Source organism: Burkholderia sp. Ap-955, from assembly GCF_011753045.1.
Taxonomy (GTDB): Bacteria; Pseudomonadota; Gammaproteobacteria; order Burkholderiales; family Burkholderiaceae; genus Burkholderia; species Burkholderia lata_D.
The window spans coordinates 1-18,207 of record NZ_VWWH01000081.1 but is presented as its reverse complement, the minus strand read 5'-3'; the positions used below and the strand labels follow the sequence as shown (position 1 = coordinate 18,207).

The 18,207-nt window shown below is 67.5% G+C and carries 19 protein-coding genes; 9 read left to right on the top strand and 10 right to left on the bottom strand.

The genetic code is table 11. The features are described 5' to 3' along the window. Positions 1-6 precede the first annotated feature (6 nt). The gene (locus F3J15_RS29515) at positions 7-1,179 is read right to left on the bottom strand and encodes an L-rhamnonate dehydratase (protein ID WP_166895657.1); all 1,173 of its coding nucleotides are present in this window, start codon (positions 1,177-1,179) and stop codon (positions 7-9) included. A 67-nt stretch (positions 1,180-1,246) separates the two neighbouring features. Continuing rightward, positions 1,247-2,302 (bottom strand): 4-hydroxythreonine-4-phosphate dehydrogenase PdxA, encoded by a 1,056-nt coding sequence (locus F3J15_RS29510; protein ID WP_166895656.1) that lies wholly within the window; start codon positions 2,300-2,302, stop codon positions 1,247-1,249. 115 nt (positions 2,303-2,417) lie between these two features. Here F3J15_RS29510 and F3J15_RS29505 point away from each other — a divergent pair, with 115 nt between their 5' ends. Beyond that, positions 2,418-3,365, top strand: coding sequence for a LysR family transcriptional regulator (locus tag F3J15_RS29505; RefSeq protein ID WP_166895654.1), 948 nt, complete (start codon positions 2,418-2,420; stop codon positions 3,363-3,365). Positions 3,366-3,836: 471 nt separating this feature from the next. Here F3J15_RS29505 and F3J15_RS29500 read toward each other — a convergent pair whose 3' ends face one another. Continuing rightward, a complete protein-coding gene (locus F3J15_RS29500) occupies positions 3,837-5,114 on the bottom strand; it encodes an MFS transporter (RefSeq protein WP_166895653.1) in 1,278 nt (425 codons plus the stop codon). Positions 5,115-5,316: 202 nt separating this feature from the next. Between F3J15_RS29500 and F3J15_RS29495 the strand changes: the two genes are divergently transcribed. Further along, complete coding sequence (locus tag F3J15_RS29495; RefSeq protein ID WP_069250480.1) at positions 5,317-6,003, top strand: hypothetical protein; 687 nt, start codon at positions 5,317-5,319, stop codon at positions 6,001-6,003. Between the two features lie 39 nt (positions 6,004-6,042). On the opposite strand, the gene F3J15_RS29490 is transcribed toward F3J15_RS29495, so the two are convergent. From F3J15_RS29490 to F3J15_RS38255, 3 genes are all read right to left on the bottom strand, one after another. Further along, a complete protein-coding gene (locus F3J15_RS29490) occupies positions 6,043-7,128 on the bottom strand; it encodes an ATP-binding protein (protein ID WP_166895652.1) in 1,086 nt (361 codons plus the stop codon). 1 nt (position 7,129) lies between these two features. Continuing rightward, positions 7,130-7,867, bottom strand: coding sequence for a response regulator (locus F3J15_RS29485; protein ID WP_089446841.1), 738 nt, complete (start codon positions 7,865-7,867; stop codon positions 7,130-7,132). 179 nt (positions 7,868-8,046) lie between these two features. After that, on the bottom strand, positions 8,047-8,622 hold the full coding sequence (locus F3J15_RS38255) for a PaaI family thioesterase (protein ID WP_345891457.1): 576 nt from the start codon (positions 8,620-8,622) through the stop codon (positions 8,047-8,049). On the opposite strand from F3J15_RS38255, the gene F3J15_RS29475 reads away from it, so the two are divergent. After that, the gene (locus tag F3J15_RS29475; RefSeq protein ID WP_166895651.1) at positions 8,609-9,109 is read left to right on the top strand and encodes a GNAT family N-acetyltransferase; all 501 of its coding nucleotides are present in this window, start codon (positions 8,609-8,611) and stop codon (positions 9,107-9,109) included. The two genes, F3J15_RS38255 and F3J15_RS29475, sit on opposite strands and share 14 nt — an antisense overlap. A gap of 45 nt (positions 9,110-9,154) precedes the next feature. Here the strand turns inward: F3J15_RS29475 and F3J15_RS29470 are convergent, their stop codons facing one another. Next, positions 9,155-9,493 carry a hypothetical protein gene (locus F3J15_RS29470; protein WP_166895650.1) on the bottom strand — a complete coding sequence of 113 codons (339 nt, stop codon included), beginning with the start codon at positions 9,491-9,493 and terminating at the stop codon, positions 9,155-9,157. Positions 9,494-9,665: 172 nt separating this feature from the next. Then, positions 9,666-9,821, bottom strand: coding sequence for a DUF3309 family protein (locus tag F3J15_RS29465; protein ID WP_089446845.1), 156 nt, complete (start codon positions 9,819-9,821; stop codon positions 9,666-9,668). A gap of 207 nt (positions 9,822-10,028) precedes the next feature. Between F3J15_RS29465 and F3J15_RS29460 the strand changes: the two genes are divergently transcribed. The 6 genes from F3J15_RS29460 to F3J15_RS29435 all read left to right on the top strand — a co-directional run bounded on the left by F3J15_RS29460 (position 10,029) and on the right by F3J15_RS29435 (position 15,603). Further along, a complete protein-coding gene (locus F3J15_RS29460) occupies positions 10,029-10,703 on the top strand; it encodes a histidine phosphatase family protein (protein ID WP_166895649.1) in 675 nt (224 codons plus the stop codon). Positions 10,704-10,722: 19 nt separating this feature from the next. Then, a complete protein-coding gene (locus tag F3J15_RS29455; RefSeq protein WP_069250487.1) occupies positions 10,723-11,754 on the top strand; it encodes a phosphotransferase in 1,032 nt (343 codons plus the stop codon). A 58-nt stretch (positions 11,755-11,812) separates the two neighbouring features. Next, positions 11,813-12,577: an SDR family oxidoreductase gene (locus F3J15_RS29450; RefSeq protein WP_166895648.1), complete on the top strand. Its 765-nt coding sequence runs from the start codon at positions 11,813-11,815 to the stop codon at positions 12,575-12,577. A gap of 7 nt (positions 12,578-12,584) precedes the next feature. Further along, on the top strand, positions 12,585-13,343 hold the full coding sequence (locus F3J15_RS29445) for a glucose 1-dehydrogenase (RefSeq protein ID WP_166895647.1): 759 nt from the start codon (positions 12,585-12,587) through the stop codon (positions 13,341-13,343). A 33-nt stretch (positions 13,344-13,376) separates the two neighbouring features. Next, on the top strand, positions 13,377-14,621 hold the full coding sequence (locus tag F3J15_RS29440; RefSeq protein WP_166895646.1) for an acyl-CoA dehydrogenase family protein: 1,245 nt from the start codon (positions 13,377-13,379) through the stop codon (positions 14,619-14,621). 76 nt (positions 14,622-14,697) lie between these two features. After that, positions 14,698-15,603: a LysR family transcriptional regulator gene (locus F3J15_RS29435; RefSeq protein WP_166895644.1), complete on the top strand. Its 906-nt coding sequence runs from the start codon at positions 14,698-14,700 to the stop codon at positions 15,601-15,603. A gap of 79 nt (positions 15,604-15,682) precedes the next feature. On the opposite strand, the gene F3J15_RS29430 is transcribed toward F3J15_RS29435, so the two are convergent. Together F3J15_RS29430 and F3J15_RS29425 are read right to left on the bottom strand one after the other, a co-directional pair. Beyond that, complete coding sequence (locus F3J15_RS29430; RefSeq protein ID WP_166895642.1) at positions 15,683-16,705, bottom strand: AraC family transcriptional regulator; 1,023 nt, start codon at positions 16,703-16,705, stop codon at positions 15,683-15,685. 100 nt (positions 16,706-16,805) lie between these two features. Continuing rightward, complete coding sequence (locus F3J15_RS29425) at positions 16,806-18,002, bottom strand: porin (RefSeq protein ID WP_166895640.1); 1,197 nt, start codon at positions 18,000-18,002, stop codon at positions 16,806-16,808. Positions 18,003-18,207: the final 205 nt, after the last annotated feature.

The window sequence follows — 18,207 nt, the reverse complement described above, 5'->3', positions numbered from 1 at the left end:
CGGCCCTCACTCGACGATGTCGAACTGGTCGAGGAATTCGGTCTTCAGCGTGAGGCCGAGGCCCGGCACGTCGTCGCGCAGTTGCACGAAGCCGTTCTCGGCCACCGGCTCGCCGTCGAAGATGTAATAGAACAGCTCGTTGCCGACTTCGACGTCGAACATCGGGAAGTACTCGCTCATCGGCGACGCGAGCGTGCTCATCGTCAGGTGATAGTTGTGCATCTGGCCCGCATGCGGAATCACCGGCACGCTGTACGCCTCGCACAGCGCGTTGATCTTGTGCGCCATCGTGATCCCGCCGACGCGGTTCGTGTCGTACTGGACGACCGACACGGCCTTGCGATCCAGCAACTGCTTGAAGCCGTACAGCGAGAACTCGTGTTCGCCGCCGGAGATCGGGATGCGCGTGAGCTGGTTCAGCTCCGCGTAGCCGTCGATGTCGTCGGCGATCACCGGTTCTTCCAGCCAGCGCGGCTGGTATTTCTCGAGCTTCGGCAGGATGCGCTTCGCGTATTCGAGGTTCCAGCCCATGTAGCACTCGAGCATCAGGTCGTTGTCGTAGCCGATCACCTCGCGGATCGCCGCGACCGACTTCAGGTTCTCGGTCACGCCCTGCTGCCCGTGCGCGGGCCCGTAGCCGAAGCGCATCTTGAACGCACGGAAGCCTTCCTTCAGGTAGCGCTGCGCCTCGTCCTGCATCTCCTTCAGGTCGGTGCGGTAGAGCTTCGAGTAGTAGCAGGGGATCTTTTCCTTGGTGCGGCCGCCGAGCAGCTTGAACACGGGCTTGCCGACGCTCTTGCCGAGGATGTCCCAGATCGCGATGTCGACCGCCGAGATCGCGGCCATGCCGATGCCCTTGCGGCCCCATGCGTGGGTCGCGCGGTACATCCGCTGGTTCAGGTATTCGTAGTCCCACGGGTCCTGGCCGATCACGAGCGGCGCGAGGTACTGGTCGATGATCACCTTCGCGACATGCGGCGCGAGCGCGACGTTGCCGAGCCCGATGATGCCGTCGTCGGTCTCGACTTCGACGACTGTCCACGCATGGAAGCGGAACGTGCTCATCGTTTCCTGCGGCGCGTACAGCAGGTCCATCGCGTTCGAGCAGAAATTGCCCTGGGGCGGCACGGTTTTGCCTTTCCACTGGAATACGCGGGCGCGGACGGAACGGATCTTCATCGGGTGTCTCCGGAGTTCGGTGTGATGTTTTCGTGTTGAAAAGCGGTCGGCCGGCGTGGCCGTCGGGTCAGGCGGAAACGGCCTGCGTACGGCGCGCGGCGCCCATCCGGCACGCGATCTGCAGCGCCTGCCAGGTCGCGCCGACGTCGGCCGTGCCGCGGCCCGCGATGTCGTATGCGGTGCCGTGCGCGGGCGTCGTGATCGGCACGGGCAGCCCGCCCTGCACGGTCACGCCGCGCGAGAAGCCGAGCAGCTTGATCGCGATCTGCCCCTGGTCGTGGTACATCGTGACGATCGCCTGGTAGTCGCCGGCCTGCGCCTTCAGGAAGATCGTGTCGGCGGGGAACGGGCCGTGGAACGGCGCGTCGGTCGGCCAGTCGCGCGACTGCAGCCGGCGCACCGCCGGCTCGATGATGTCGACTTCCTCGCGGCCGCAGCTGCCGCCGTCGCCGCCGTGCGGGTTGAACGCGGCGATCGCCACTTTCGGCGCCGCGACGCCGTTCGCGAGCAGCGACCGGTAGATCAGTTCGGACGCCTGTTCGATTCGCTCGATGCTCAGGTAGCCCGGCGCATCCTTCAGCGGAATGTGCGACGAGATGCGCGCGGTCCACAGCTCGCCGAGCGTGTTGAATTCGCAGAAGTAGCCGGTCACGCCGAGCGCCTCGGCGAAGTGGTGCAGCTCGTCCTCGTGCTTCAGCCCGCCGAGCTTCATCGCGTACTTGTTCAGCGGCGCAAAGCAGATCGCGTCGATGTCGCCGGCGAGCGCGGCGTCGAGGCACAGGTCGAGGACGGTCAGCGTCGAGCGGCCGCCGGCCGCGCCGGGCTGCCCGACCGTGACGTCGGCCGGATCGATCGTGTCGAGGGCGACGAATGCGGGGCGCGCGGTGGACGGCCGGCCGCGCGCGGCGGCGAGCGATGCGACCGGTTCGACTTCGACCGTCACGCCCGCGACGCGCTGGCCGGCTTCCCATAGCCAGCGATCGCCGATCAACACGAGATTCGCGCGGGCGGTGGCGTCGGGGCGGGCGAGCAGTTTCGCGATCAGTTCGGCGCCGATGCCGGCGGGGTCGCCGAGCGTCAGCGCGACGACGGGCAGGGCGGCGGCGGGCGAGGGGGTGTTCATGCGGTGTCTCCGGTGGCGGCGCTTGGCCGTTTGTCTATGGGGTTGATGCTAGGTAGACGGAATGAGTCGGTAAATTGAAAACTCTTGATGAATCGATAACCTGGAGTAATCAGAGATGGGCTCGATCGACCGACGAGACTCGACCCCGCAACTGCTGAACCGGCTGCGCATGCGGCAGATCGCGCTGCTGCTGGCCGTGGACGCATGCTCGACGCTGCGCGCGGCGGCCGACCAGATGGGCCTCACGCAGCCGGCCGCGACGAAGATGCTGGCCGAACTGGAGAGCGCGCTCGGCCAGCGGCTGTTCGATCGCGTCGGGCGCGGGCTCGTGCTGAACCCGGCCGGCGAGCGCGTGCTCGGCTATTTCCGCGGCATTCGCGGCAGTGTCGAGGCGCTGAATCGCGAGCTCGGCGAGCTGCAGCTCGGCAGCGCGGGGCGGCTCGCGATCGGCAGCATCATGGCGGCGTCGCCGGGGCGGCTTACCGAGGCGCTGGTGCAGTTGAAGGCGCGTTACCCGCTGCTGGCGATCGACATCGCGGTGGATACGAGCGACCGGCTGATGCCGCAGCTGCGCGAAGGTGTGCTGGAAGTGGTGATCGGACGCCACGTCGGGACCGATTGCGACTTCCGCGTGGTCGACGACGAGGCGCTCGCGATCATCGCGGGCCGCGACCATCCGCTCGCGGGCGCGGGGCCCGTGGAGTTCGACGCGCTGCTCGATTACACGTGGATCCTGCAGCCGGCCGGCAGCCCGGCGCGCGAGGTCGTCGAACGCGAGTTCCGCGCGCGGCACCAGCCGATGCCGCGCGGGCTGGTCGAAACGGGGTCGATCCTGACCACGATGAACCTCGTCGACCGTTCGACGATGCTCGGCGTGATTCCGCTGACGGTGGCGCGGCGCAATGCGGAGCACGGGCTCGTCGCGATCATCGATTACACGCTCGAACAGAAGCTGCCGTCGTACGGCAGCCTCGTGCGGCGCGACCGGCCGCTCAGCATCCCCGCGCAGCAGTTTCTTGCGTTGTTTCACCGCGAAGGAGCCGGAGATGACGGTGGCGAGTAACGGCGCGGTTTGCCAGCCAAGGCGGCCGAGCCAGCCGCGCAGGCCGCGCTGGCCGAATCAGACACGGTGGCCGAATCTGCCGAGCAGGCCGAATCAGCCGAGCAGGCCGAATCAGCCGGGCAAGCCAAATCAGCCGGGCAGGCCAAATCAGCCGGGCAGGCCGAACCAGCCGGGCCGGCCGAATCAGCCGAGCCAGCCGAGCCAGCCGGATCAGCCGGATCAGCCGGATCAGCCGAGCCAACCGAGCCAACCGAGCCAACTGAGCCAACTGAGCCAACTGAGCCAACTGAGCCAACCGAGCCAACCGAGCCAACCGAGCTAACCGAGCGAACCGAGCAAGCCGAGCAAGCCGAGCAAGCCGAGCCGGCCGAGCAAGCCGAGTCGGTCGTGCACCACCATCGCGGAACGCAGTGAAGCGCGATGGTGCCGCCAACGAGACGGATAAGGCAGACGAACCCGAAGCAAACGGCCTCAGCGCACCGACGGCGCCGCAGGCGCGTCGGCGAGCGCCGACATCGATTCCGCCAACGAGCGGTCCGGGCGAATCCGCAGCGCGGCGACGATGCCGATCAGCAGCATCGCGACCGAGCCGATGAACGGCACGGTCCAGCTCCCCGTGCGATCGACGAGATAGCCGAACAGGATCGGCGACAGGATCCCCGAGATCGCGGAGCCCGCGTTCATCATCCCGCTCGCGATGCCGGCGTGGGTCGGCGCGATGTCGCTCGGCACGGCCCAGATCGGCCCGATGGTCAGTTCGAGGCACAGGAACGATCCCGACAGGCACAGTGCGACACCGGCCGTCGAATGCACGACCGCGAGCGGCAGCAGGCACACGAGCGCGCCGACGAAGCTCGCGACGATCACGCTCTGGCGCGACAGCGCGAGGTTGCCGGTCTTCCGGTAGATCCGGTCGCACAGCCAGCCGCCGAGCGTGTCGCCCACCACGCCGGCGAAGAACACGCCGGACGCGAACAGCGCGGTCGACTTCAGGTTCAGGCCCTGGCCGTTCAGGAAGAACGTCGGCAGCCACGTGAAGAACAGCCACGCGGTCCAGCCGTAGCAGAAGTAGACGAAGATGGTCGGCGCCATCCGGCGGAACAGCGGCCCCCACGGCGTCGGGCCGGCGGGCGGCACGGCCCGGGCAGCGCGCGGGCGATCGTGGCCGGCTTCGTCGCCGAGCGGATGTTCGCGGAAGCCGACGATCCACCACGCGAGCCACACCAGCGTGACCGCGCCGATCACGAAGAACGCGGCGCGCCACGACAGCCAGGTCATCAGCGCGGCGACGATCGGCGGCGTGACCGCGTTGCCGAGCCGCGAGAACGAATGCGTGAAGCCCTGCACGACGCCGCGCCGTTCGCGCGGGAACCAGTGGGTGATCGCGCGGGCCTGGGCGGGCAGCGTCGCGCCTTCGCCGATGCCGAGCAGCAGGCGCGCGGCGAACAGCAGCCCGAGGCTGTGCACGAAGCCGGTGGTGAAGGTCGACACGACCCAGATCAGCCCGCAGCCGATCAGCGTGATGCGGGCGCCGAACCGGTCGGCGATCCAGCCGCCGCCGATCTGGCAGATTGCATACGAATACGCGAACGCGGAGAATGCGACGCCGAGTTCGGTGTTCGACAGGCCGAGCTCGGCCTTGATCGCGCCGGCCGCGGTTGCGAGGTTGACGCGGTCGACGTAGAGGATGAACGAAAGCGCGCACAGCAGCCACAGTGTGTGGCGCCGTTGACGGTGGTCGTTGGGCATGTGTCTCACTCCATTCTCGTGCGCGGCGTGGCAATGACGCCGCGTTCACTGGTCGGGCCAGCATCGCGCGGCGGCGGAGACACTGTCTAATGAATCTTTGGGATCAATCGATAACCCCAGGTATTCATTCCCGTTTCAGGGGCATCAGCCGCATCATCTGCATCAGCCGTACCCGAAGCAACCGAGCACCACAGGTGAAGAATTGACCGACGACGAAGAACTTTCACTCCATCGCGAGAGCCGCTTCTGGGATCTGCCGCCGGTGAAATGGTGGATCCGCGGGCATGGCCGCGACGGCTATTCGTTCCGTCTGCTGCTGTGGCCGCCGGTGATCGTGTTCGTGCTCGAATTCATCTGCATGCTGTTCGACGCGCTGTACACCAGCATCGGCGTCAGCGCCGTCGCGACGCTGTTCCTCGGCTTCGCCGGATACCACGGTGCGCAGCGCGAATGGCTGGTGCCGTCCGCGACCACGCGCGCGCTCGTGAAGGCACGCATGAAGAAGGCGGCCGAACGGTTCTCGTCGCTCGGCGTGGGCGCGACCGTGCTCGCGATCTTCGTCGCGGCGACCTCGCTGTCGCTCGTGATGTCGGGTCAGCCGGTGCTGGATACCGCCTCGAAGGACGCGGTGTCGATCTTCATCGCGCTGGTGTTCCTGCCGGTGTACGTGTCCGGCGCGGTGCGCAAGCTGGCGATCGCTCGGATCGAGGAAGTGGAGGCGTTGCGCAACGCGACCCTCGGCACCCGCCTGAAATTCGACCGGGCCGGTGCGGTGCGCGCGGTCGTCGTGCAGGGCGCGGCGGGGAAAGGAACCGTGTCCGTGCGGGAGTACACGGTGCTCGGGTTCAACCCGCCGCTCGAACAGGTCGGGCGCGAACCGGGCGCGTGACGGTTGAAGCTGACGTAAAAGCGACGTGAAGCCGGCGTCTCAAGCCGGAAAGCGCGCGTTGTCCGGCGTCGGCACGAGGTTGTCGGGCCACTGTACTTCGAACCGCGTGCCGCCCGCGCCGGTCGGCACGCAGATGGCCTCGCCGTGATGCGCATGGGCGATCGCCGCGACGACGGCGAGCCCGAGGCCACTGCCGCCGGGCTGCGACTCGTCGACGCGCCGGAAGGCCTTGAACACGTGCGGCGCGAAATCGGCCGGGATGCCGGGGCCGTCGTCCTCGACGCGCAGCCGGCACATGCCTGCTTCGATCCGCGTCTGGATCCGGATCGTGCCGGGCACCGCGTGGCGGCGTGCGTTTTCCAGCAAAGCGAGCAGCGCCTGACGGATGCGCACCGGGTCGCAGCGCATGGGCCGCGGATCGAGATCGAGCACCGGCTGCTGCCCGGCGGCCTGCAGCGTATGGGTGAACACGTCGACCACGGCGCGCACGTCGGCGGCAAGGTCGGCGTCGCGGATCTGGATGCTCAAATGGCCGCTATCCGCGAGGCTGACCACGCGCAGATCCTCGATCAGCCGCGTCAGCCCTTCGACCTGCGTGAGCAGGCTGCGAAATTGCGCTTCGTCGGGCTTGAACACGCCTTCGGCGAGCCCCTGCAGGCGCCCGCGCAGCACCGTGACGGGTGTGCGCAGCTCGTGCGCGATCGCGGCATTCCAGATCGCCTGTTCGTTGGTCACGCGCTGCAGCTCGTCGGCGAGCGCGTTGAAGTGGTCGGCGAGCAGCGCGGCTTCATGCAGTGAGCGGTCGCCTGCCACGGCACGCGCGCCGAGATCGCCGCGCGCGACGCGGCGGATGCTGTCCGTGACCGAATTGAGCGGCACGAGGATGCGGCGCGCGAGATTGACGGCGACCGCGACCGACAGCACGAGGCCGACCGACGTGGTCGCGATCAGCCACAGCCATTCCGGCGCGGTCGGCAGCCAGTCCTTCGTGTTGAAATGCGCGGGCCAGTAGTTGAACGCGACGTAGTAGAAGAGGATGGCGGTGAGCACCATCAGCAGCGTCACGCCGAACACCATCCCGGCCATCGTCAGCGCGATCTGCCGGCTCAGGCCATCGAGCTTCACGTCAACTCCAGAGCTTGTAGCCGACGCCGCGCACGCTGACGGGCACGCCCTGCACGCCGAGGTCGTCCAGCTTCTTGCGCAGCTTGCTGACGTGGCTGTCCACGGTGCGCTCCAGCGCGTCGCCTTCCGGCAGGCAGGTGGCCATCAGCTCGGCGCGGCTGAACACGCGTCGCGGCGCGCGCGCGAGCTGCGCGAGCAGCTTGAACTCGGTGAGCGTCAGCACGAGCGTGTGCCGTTCGCTGCCCACTTCGAGCGTGGCTTCATGGCGTTCGAGATCGATCTCGAACGGCGCGACCCGCAGCACGCGCTGTTCTTCCTGGCGGGAGCCGGCCATCGAACGGCGCAGCACCGCCTGCGCACGCGCGACGACTTCGGCGGGATTGAACGGCTTCACCACGTAATCGTCGGCGCCGATGCGCAGGCCGGTGAGCTTGTCGATGTCCTGGTCGAGCGCGGTCAGCATGATCACGGGCGTGTCGCCGCGATGACGGATTTCTGCGAGCACCTTCCAGCCGTCGACGTGCGGCATCTGCACGTCGAGCAGCACGAGGTCGGGCTTGAGCTGCAGGTGCAGTTCCAGCGCACGCCGGCCGTCGGCCGCGTGCACGGTGCGCAGGCCGCCACGCGCGAGATAGGCGGTCAGGATCTCGGCGATCTCGGGTTCGTCCTCGGCGATGAGGACGAGCGCCTGGGCGTCCTGGCCGGCGCTGGAAGGGGGCGGGAGATCAGGCAGGGCCATTCGTGTGAGTCCATCGGGGTTTCCATCGAGTCGCCATACTACCGCATGGGAAACGCCGTCGAGCAGAGGTCGGGCGGCGGTGCGCGGCGGCGCGTGCCTGCGGATTGCTTCGAAGGCGGGGCCTGGCCGAAACCTTTCGGTCAACTCGCGATTCGACGGGGTCGCATGTCGCCGGCGCGTCACACGCGATCGCTCTTCCCGTGCATCACCATGATGGTTTGCTGCATGACCGCGCACAGCGTTTCCTTGTCGCCGGTCACTGCGAAGACTTCCGCCTTGGTCACGATCAGCGTTCGCCCCGGCCGGATCACCTCGCCACGGGCGATCAGCTTGTCGCCCGCGGCAGGCGCGACGAGATTGATCTTGTATTCGACGGTCAGCACCGACGCATTGGCGGCCACCGTTGTCATCGCCGCGTAGCCGGCGGCCGAATCGGCGATCATGCCGACCACGCCACCGTGGACGAAGCCGTGCTGCTGCTCGATGCCCTGCCAGTGCGGTACGTGGATCTCGGTCCGTCCGACGTCGATCAGCGGCATCCTGGCCTGGATCAGGCGCATCGCGTGCTGCTTGTCGAAACTGGCGGCGACGGATTCGAAATAGTTCGGGTTGAGGGCGTCGGTCATCGTGTGTCGAGCGGGGTGGGCAGCGGCGGGCGGGCTGCGGTGTGTTCCGGAAGCGTAACGCAAAAGGAATGCCGTTCGCCCTAAAATCGGCTCTCCTGTCTCCAGCGGCCACCCGATGCTGATGCTCACCCTTCACCCGCTTTCCGGCGAGTCGGCCAGTGACCGAGCCGACGTCCGGCGTGTCTTCACCGAAGCGCCTTCGTACACGCAATGCGTCGAAGGCCGTTTGCCGACCGAGGAAGACGTCGACGATTTTTTCGACGGCAAGCCTGCCGCCAAGGCGGCGGCCGACAAATCGGTGTTCGGGTTGTGCGTCGACCAGCACATGATCGGCTGCGCGGATGTCATCCGGGCCTATCCGGACGACGACTGCCTGTGGATCGGTCTGCTGTTGCTCTCGGAAGCGCATCAGCGGCGCGGTTACGGCAAGGCCGCGTTGGGGTTGCTCCTCGACATGGCGAGGAAATGGGGCTACCGCACCGCGCAACTGGCCGTCATTTCGACCAATCCTCGCGCCCAGGCCTTCTGGCAGCGCGAAGGTTTCGACGAGATTCGTCGCACGGTGAATCCGAGGTTTTCCGGCGATGTGATCGTCATGCAGCGCACGATCCGGTAGCACACCGCTTCTCGATCCGGAGAAACGGAAGCCGCCGCAACTCACCTATGAATAGTCGAAATACTGCGCGACACCGTGCCGGTCGCCGTCGAAATCGATGGTGGGGCAGGTGCCGATCTCGGGGCGCCCGCCCCAGGTGAGATGCAGCACCGAATAGCGGCCGGGCTCGTCGACGTGGGTGCAGATCACGTCGTCGCAACCCAGTGCGTGAGCGATCACTTTGAGATTGCGCCGGTAGAACGGATGCTCGGGGTGGATTTCGATTTCGAGTTCCGCCTGGATGCGGGCGTGATGGGTATCGCACTCGCGTGACGGATCGTCGAACCTGCACCACCCGTCCGAACCTGGCGCCTGGTCCGGCTTCGTTTCGCTGTCGGAGGTCATGGGGTGTGGGTCTCGCGGATCATGGTGATCGATGAAGCGCGGTGCGCATCATGCCCGGGAATCGACTGCCGGCCATCCCGGTGTCGGGATGGGCACGTTCGGGTATGGCCGGCAGGGCCGGTCGCCATTGTTTCATGCGGGCCTCTGCCTGCCCGGCTGGCGCGCTGTTGCCTCAGATTTGGCCGAGCAGCACCAGTATCACGACGATGAGGACGACCAGCCCGACGGTGCCCGAGGGCCAATAGCCCCAACTTCGGCTGTGGGGCCATGCAGGAAATGCACCGATGAGTAGGAGAATCAGAATGATGATTAGGATAGTACCGAGCATCGCACCCCTCCTGGAACGGATTGGACATCGCGGTTCTTCCGCCGGGGGGATGGGAGCAATGCGCGTGCCGCGATGGCGCGCGCCGAACAACGGCAAGGCCCGGAGCGGGGTGGATTCACGAAATGAATACCCCCGGATTCAGAAAATAAAGTTTAAAAATGCGTCCCCGCCCCCTATGCTGAATCCTTCTGATCTGGCGGGCATGCGATGGCTGAACTTTTTCTGGTACGGCACGGGCAGGCGTCCTTCGGCACGGACGACTACGACCGGTTGTCCGCGGCGGGCGAGCAGCAGGGCGTCTGGCTCGGCGAATACTTCGCGCAGCAAGCGCTCACATTCGACCGCGTGATCTGCGGCACGCTGAACCGCCACGCGCAGACGGTCGACGCAATCCTGCGCGGGATGGGCCGCGAAGGCGCGCCCGTCGACCGCCACCCGGGCCTGAACGAATACGACTTCCACGGGCTGTTCGCGGCCGCCGCGCACGACTACCCCGACATCGCCCGCCTCGCGGCTGGCTCGATGAAGGAGCATTTCCGCGCGCTCCGGCAGGTGCTGCAGCTCTGGTCGGAAGACAAGCTCGGCGATTCGGCCCCCGAGACCTGGGCGCACTTCCAGCAGCGCGTGGCCGACGCACGCGCGGCGATCCGCCACGGCGGCGGCCAGCGCGTGCTGGCGGTGAGCTCCGGCGGCCCGATCGCGGTCACCGTGCAGCAGGCGCTGGCCGCCCCGCCGTCGAGCGCGATCGCGCTGAACCTGCAGATCCGCAATAGCAGTCTTTCGCAGTTTTTCTTCAATGCCGATGCGTTCCACCTCGCGTCGTTCAATGGCATCCCGCATCTGGAGGATCCCGAACGACACGCGCTGCGAACCTACGGCTGACCCACGAACGATCGCGACGATGACGAACCCTACCCAGCAACTCGACGTAGCCCGCCTCACGCGCTATCTGGAAGCGCACGTGCCGGGCTTCGAAGGCCCGGTCGACACGGAGAAATTTGCCGGCGGCCAGTCGAATCCGACTTTCCTGCTGCACGCGAAGAGCGGCCGCTACGTGCTGCGCCGCCAGCCGCCGGGCGAACTGCTGAAATCCGCCCATGCGGTCGACCGCGAATTCCGCGTGCTGAGCGCGCTGTCGGGCACCGCGGTGCCGGTCGCGCGTCCGTATCACCTCTGCGAAGACCGCGACGTGATCGGCAGCCTGTTCTACGTGATGAGCTACGAGGACGGCCGGATCTTCTGGGACCCCGCACTGCCGGAACTGCCGAAGGCCGATCGCGCGGCATGCTACGACGCATTGCTGCAGACGATGGCCGCGTTGCACGACGTCGATGTCGATGCGGTGGGCCTCGCCGACTACGGCCGCCCCGGCAATTACTTCGAGCGCCAGATCGGCGTGTGGACGAAGCAGTACCGCGCGGCGGAAACCGAGCGCCTCGACGCGATGGAAACGCTGATCGACTGGCTGCCGAAGGCGTGCCCGGAGGACACGGGCCGGCCGACGCTGGTGCATGGCGACTTCCGGATCGACAACCTGATGTTCGCGCGCGACAGCTATCGCGTGCAGGCCGTGCTCGACTGGGAGCTGTCGACGCTCGGCAATCCGCTCGCCGATCTCGCGTATCTCTGCATGTGCCTGCGGCTGCCGTCCGGCGGGCAGGTGCGCGGGCTCGCGGGCCAGGATCGCGCCGAGCTCGGCGTGCCGGACGAAGCGGCGATCGTCGCGCGCTATTGCGAACTGCGCGGCATCGAGCCGATTCGCGACTGGCACTTCTACCTCGCGTTCAGTTTCTTCCGGCTCGCGTCGATCGCGCAGGGCGTGAAGGCGCGCGCGCTGCAGGGCAATGCGTCGAGCGAGCAGGCGCTGCGCGTCGGCGCGATGGCCGGGCGGCTCGCCGAGCTGGCCGTCGGCGTGATCGACGCGCATCGCTGAAGCGGCCGGTTTCACCGGGCAGCGGCAGGACACCACATCAATGGAGGAGCACAGCAACATGGCAACGAATCTGTTCGACCTGACGGGCAAGATCGCCCTGGTGACGGGCGCGAGCCGCGGCATCGGCGAGGAAATCGCGAAACTGCTCGCGGAGCAGGGCGCGCACGTGATCGTGTCGAGCCGCAAGCGCGACGACTGCCAGGCCGTGGCCGACGAGATCGTCGCGGCAGGCGGCCGCGCCGAGGCGCTGGCCTGTCACGTCGGGCGGCTCGAGGACATCGCCGCGACGTTCGAGCATATCCGCGGCAAGCACGGCCGCCTCGACATCCTCGTGAACAACGCGGCCGCGAATCCGTATTTCGGGCACATCCTCGATACCGACCTCGCGGCATACGAGAAGACGGTCGACGTGAACATCCGCGGCTACTTCTTCATGTCGGTTGAGGCCGGCAAGCTGATGAAGACGCATGGCGGCGGCGCCATCGTGAACACCGCGTCGGTGAACGCGCTGCAGCCGGGCGACCGGCAGGGCATCTACTCGATCACGAAGGCCGCGGTCGTCAACATGACGAAGGCGTTCGCGAAGGAATGCGGGCCGCTCGGCATCCGCGTGAACGCGCTGCTGCCGGGCCTCACGAAGACGAAGTTCGCGGGTGCGCTGTTCGCCGACAAGGACATCTACGAGACCTGGATGGCGAAGATTCCGCTGCGCCGCCATGCGGAGCCGCGCGAAATGGCCGGCACGGTGCTGTATCTCGTGTCGGACGCGGCGAGCTACACGAACGGCGAATGCATCGTCGTCGACGGCGGCCTGACGATCTGAGCGCGCGATGAAGATCGACAGCTACGCCGGGCAAGCCGTGATGATCACCGGCGCCGCGAGCGGCTTCGGCGCGTTGCTTGCGAGCGAACTGGCCGCAATGGGCGCGCGCGTCGCGCTCGGCGACCTGAACGTCGACGCGCTCGAACGCGTGGCCGCGCCGCTGCGCGCGGCCGGCGCCGACGTGATCGCGCAGCGCTGCGACGTGCGCGTCGAGGCGGAGGTGGCCGCGCTGGTGCAGGCGGCGGCCGAGCGTTTCGGCCGGGTCGACGTCGGCATCAACAACGCGGGCATCGCACCGCCGATGAAGGCGCTGATCGATACCGACGAAGCCGATCTCGACCTGAGCTTCGCGGTGAACGCGAAGGGCGTGTTCTTCGGGATGAAGCACCAGATCCGCCAGATGCTCGCGCAGCGCGCAGGCGTGATCCTGAACGTCGCGTCGATGGCCGGGCTCGGCGGCGCGCCGAAGCTGGCGGCCTACGCGGCGTCCAAGCATGCGGTGGTCGGGCTCACGAAGACGGCGGCGATCGAATACGCGCGCCACGGCATTCGCGTGAATGCGGTGTGCCCGTTCTACAGCACGACGCCGATGGTCACCGACAGCGATATCGGCGACCGCCAGGACTTTCTCGCGCAGGGCTCGCCGATGAAGCGGCTCGGCCGGCCCGAGGAAATCGTCGCGACGATGCTGACGCTGTGCGCGAAGGAAAACACTTATCTGACCGGGCAGGCCGTCGCCGTCGACGGCGGTGTCTCGGCCTTCTGACCGAACCGAACGAACGGAATCGAGGAGTCGATCATGGACTTTGGCTACACCCCGAAAGTGGAAGAACTGCGCAGCCGCGTGCGCGCATTCATGGACGCGCACATCGTGCCGCGCATTCGCCAGTGGAACGAGGAAGTGCACGCGGGCCAGTATCCCGTGTCGTTCATGGAGGACCTGAAGGCGCGTGCGAAGGCGGAAGGGCTGTGGAACCTGTTCCTGCCGCACCTGAAGGACGACGAGCCCGGCATGGGCCTGACGAACCTCGAATACGCGCCGCTCGCCGAGATCATGGGGCGGGTGGGCTGGGCGTCGGAAGCGTTCAACTGCAACGCGCCGGACACCGGCAATATGGAACTGCTGCACATGTTCGCGACGCCCGAGCAGCGCGAACAGTGGCTGAAGCCGCTGTTGCGCGGCGAGATCCGCTCGGCATTCGCGATGACGGAGCCCGACGTGGCATCGTCGGATGCGACGAACATCACGACGCGCATCGAGCGCGTGGGCAACGAGTACGTGATCAACGGCCGAAAGTGGTTCATCACGAACGCCGCGCATCCGAACTGCAGGATCCTCATCGTGATGGGCAAGACCGATCCCGAGGCCGCGTCGCACCAGCAGCAGAGCATGATCCTCGTGCCGCGCGACACGCCGGGCGTGACGATCGTGCGCAACATCACGGTGGTCAATCACTACGCGCCGGAAGGGCATTGCGAGATCACGTTCGACAACGTGCGCGTGCCGGCGAGCAACCTGCTCGGCGAGGAAGGCAGCGGCTTCGCGCTCGCGCAGGCCCGCCTCGGGCCGGGCCGCATCCACCACTGCATGCGTTCGATCGGCGCGGCCGAGCTTGCGCTGGAGCTGATGGTCGACCGCGCGCAGTCGCGCGTCGCGTTCGGCAAGCCGCTGAACAAGCACGGCACGGTCGGCGAATGGATCGCGCGCTCGCGCATCGAGATCGAGCAGGCGCGTTTGCTGGTGCTGAAGGCCGCGTGGATGATCGACAAGGTCGGCGCGAAGGCTGCCCGCAAGGAAATCTCGATGATCAAGGCGCTGGTGCCGACCGTCTATACGGACGTGTGCGACCGCGCGATGCAGGTGTTCGGCGCGGCGGGGTTGAGCCCCGATACGCCGCTCGCCGACCACTGGACCTGGGGCCGCGCGCTGCGCTTCGCCGACGGCCCGGACGAGGTGCACCTGCAGGCGATCGCGCGGATGGAAATCAAGGACGGCGAGCCCGGTTCGACGGCCGCGTACCTGACGCCGCCGCCGCGCGGCTGAGCGTCGCGCCACGATGCGCAGGGCCGTGGACGAACGGGAGGCGCACGCCGTAAGATGCCGGCAAGGAGATCCGGCGATGCGCCTTTCGAAGATTGACCTGAACCTGTTCGTCGTATTCGACGCGATCTATACCAAGCGCAACCTGACGCGCGCGGCCGAGGTGCTGAACCTCACGCAGCCGGCCGTCAGCAACGCGCTGGCGCGGCTGCGCAAGACCCTGAACGATCCGCTGTTCGTCAGCACGCCGGCCGGGATGATGCCGACGCCGCTGGCCGAGAACATCGTCGGCCGCGTGCGCGAGGCGATGCAGCTGCTCGATTCGAGCGCGCACGAAGGCGACGTGTTCGATCCGGCGTCGTCGACGCGCGTGTTCCGGATGAGCATGAGCGACCTGACCGAGGCGCTGCTGTTGCCCGCGCTCGGCGAACTGCTGCAGACGCATGCGCCCGGCATGCACGTGCGCAGCTATACGATGGACCGTCGCGAAGTCGCGACCGCGCTCGCGAACGGCTCCGTCGACATCGCGATCGACGCACCGCTGATCGGCGATCCACACCTGCACCAGGCGCTGCTCGTGCGCGACCGCTATGCGTGCATGATCCGCGACGATCACCCGTTCAAGGGCGACACGCTCACCATGGACGACTACCTTGCGATGGGGCACATCCACGTGTCGAGCCGCCGCAAGGGCAGCGGGCACGTCGACGCGGAGCTGACGCGGCTCGGGCTGCGCCGCACCATCCAGATGCGCGTGCAGCACTACATGGTCGCGCCGCTGATCGCGATGCGCGGCGATCTTGCGCTGACCGCGCCGCTGCGGCTGCTGCAGCGCTACCCGGCGCGCATTCTCGAACTGCCGTTCGAGATGCCGGGCCTCGAATACTTCTGCTACTGGCATCGCAGTGCCGATCAGGACCAGGGCAGCCGGTGGCTGCGTGAGCAACTGATGATGCTGATGGGCGGGATTGGTGACGCGCAGTGATGCGTGTGCGGGGCACGCCAATGGGGGCGACGCGGCAGCGGTGCGGCGCCACCGCCCGTCCCGGTCGAGTGCGCGCCCATCACGGCGCCGGCCGCTGCCCCTCTCTCGGCCCGTGCCCCGTCCACCGCTTGAACGCGCGCCGGAAGTTGTGCGCGTCGCTGAACCCGACTTCGTGCGCGACTTCCTCGATCGACAATCGCGGGTTGCTCAGCAGCGTGAACGCGCGCTTCCTGCGGATCGTGTCGATCACCGTCTGATACGACACGCCCTGGTCGGCGAGCCGCCGCCGGAGTGTGCGCTCGCTCATGCACAGCTGCGCGGCGATCGCCGCGAGCGACGGCGCATGCCGCAGGTCGCGCCGCATGATCCGTTCGATCGATTCGAGAAATTCGGTGCCTTCGGGTTCGGGCGGCAGCGCGTCCTGCAGGAATTCGAGCGCCTGACGATGCGCGAGCGGATCGTGGGTCGCGATTGGGCGGTTGCCGAGTGCGGCGTCGCATGAGAACAGGTTCTGCTCCTGTTCGAACCGCACCGGGCACGGGAACACGCGCGCGTATTGTTCCGCATAGGCCGGCGGCGGGTAGCTGAGATCGACGACCTTCGGCTGGAACGCGGGGCCGACGAGTGAGCGCCCGATCTTCATGAAGCTGCCGAACGCTTCCTCGACGAGGAACGCCTCGATGTCGGGTTCGAGGAAGACGTTGGTCGCGCGGATCGACAGCGTGCGTGCATCCGACGTCACGTCGAAGCGCAACAGCGGCCCCGTATGGCGCTGCAGTTCCATCCCGACCGCGATCGCTTCCTTCAGCGTCGGGCTCGTCAGCATCGCGTAGCCGACCAGGCCGATCGACGCGATCGTCTCGCTCGTGCCGAGTTCGAGGCCGAGCGCCCGCCCCGGCGCCATCTCGAGCGCGCGGCGGATCATCGTGCTCGCCTGGCGCAAGGAAATCCGGCACGAGGGATTCGACAGGTCCGCGACGTCGAAGCCGAGCCCGAGGCACAGCCGCGTGGGGTCGATGCCCAGTTCCTTGCTTGTCTCCGCGAGGCACCGCAACAAATGGACCGGCAGATTCGCCGTCGTATAACGGTCGGGTTCGTCCATGGATGCTCCGTATTTTTTTCCATGGATTGTACTCGTCCCACCCGGCCGGAAACCCGGTGCCGCCCCGGCCGCGATTGCCCACATTCCGCGCGGCCCCGGGTCAGAAGTAGTGGCGCAGGCCGACCGTCGCGCCGAGCTGCGTGGTGCTCGTGCTCGGCGACTGCCCGTTCACGCCGACCAGCTGCGCGCCGACCAGGCCGCCGCGATAGATCGCGTAGTCGACTTCCGCGTAGAGCATGCTGCGCTTCGACAGGCTGTAGCCGGCGATCACCTGGAACTGGCGCGCGCGGCCGTCGAAGTCCGGCGTGTAGCCCGACTGCGTGGTCCACCACGCGTTGACGGCGGCCGTGAACGCCGACGTGAACCGGTAGGTCAGCCCCGCGAGCGCCATCTTGCGGCGCCGGAACCCGCCGGGCGTCGACGGATCGACCACCTGCGCGGGCGAGATGATGCCGAGCGCGGCGAGATCGGTCGGGCTGAACGGGCCGTTCGCGAACGACGTGAAGTCGTTGTCGCGCGCGTTCTCGATATAGCCGGCGTTGACGGTCGCGTTGCCGAGCGTGACGGAGCCGCCGCCGCCATAGATGTCGAATTTCGCGTGCGTGACGTCGTCCCAGCTGCGCATGAACGACGCGCCGACCGTGAACGGCCCCTTGTCAGGTGCGTAAGCGACAGCCGCACCGGCCTGGCCGCCCAGCACGCCGCCGCCCGCATGGCCGCCCGGCGCGTACTGCGCGAGCAGGTACAGGCTGCCGAGCTGCGCGCCGTACTGGATCATGTTGCTGGTGCGCGAGCCCGCGAGCATCGTCTGCTCGGGTTTGAACAGGTTGAAGTACGGGTCCTGCGCGCCGGCCCACAGGTTCGAGCCGTAGGTCAGCGACACCATCTCGAACGGCACGTTGTACTGGCGACCGAGCGCGAGCTGGCCGAGCGACGTCGACGTCAGCCCCACGTACGCGACCTCGAAGAAGTTCGGCGAGCCGGCCGGCACGATCGCGCCGCTGTTCGGGCCGAAGTGACTTTCCACGTTGAACTGCGCGGACAGCCCGCCGCCGAGATCCTCCTGCCCCTTGAGGCCCCAGTAGCTTTCCGTCAGGCCGCCGCCGTCCGCCATCGAGATCTTGCGGCCCGTCGACACTGGCGCACCGTCGGCGCCGTAGGACACGCCGTGCGTTTCGTAGCGGATGCCCGCATCGATCACGCCATACAGCGTCACGTTGCTTTGCGCGTGCGCGCCGGTACCGGCCAGGACCAACATCGCGCTGCACGCGGCGCGAACGCATTCGTGGCGATTCATTTTTATGGACTCCGCATCGACATTGGGGGCGGCGGCTCGCACCGCCGGAAACGAATGGTGAAAGCCAAATTTGCATGGGCCAAGGCTGCGGCGGCCATTCGCGTGGTGCGTCGCGGCCACGCCATGGCGCACTGCGGTCAGGGCGACGGCGACGCGCGCGCCACCGCACCGGGCGTCGCGCGGCGCAGCGCGAGCCGCACGAACG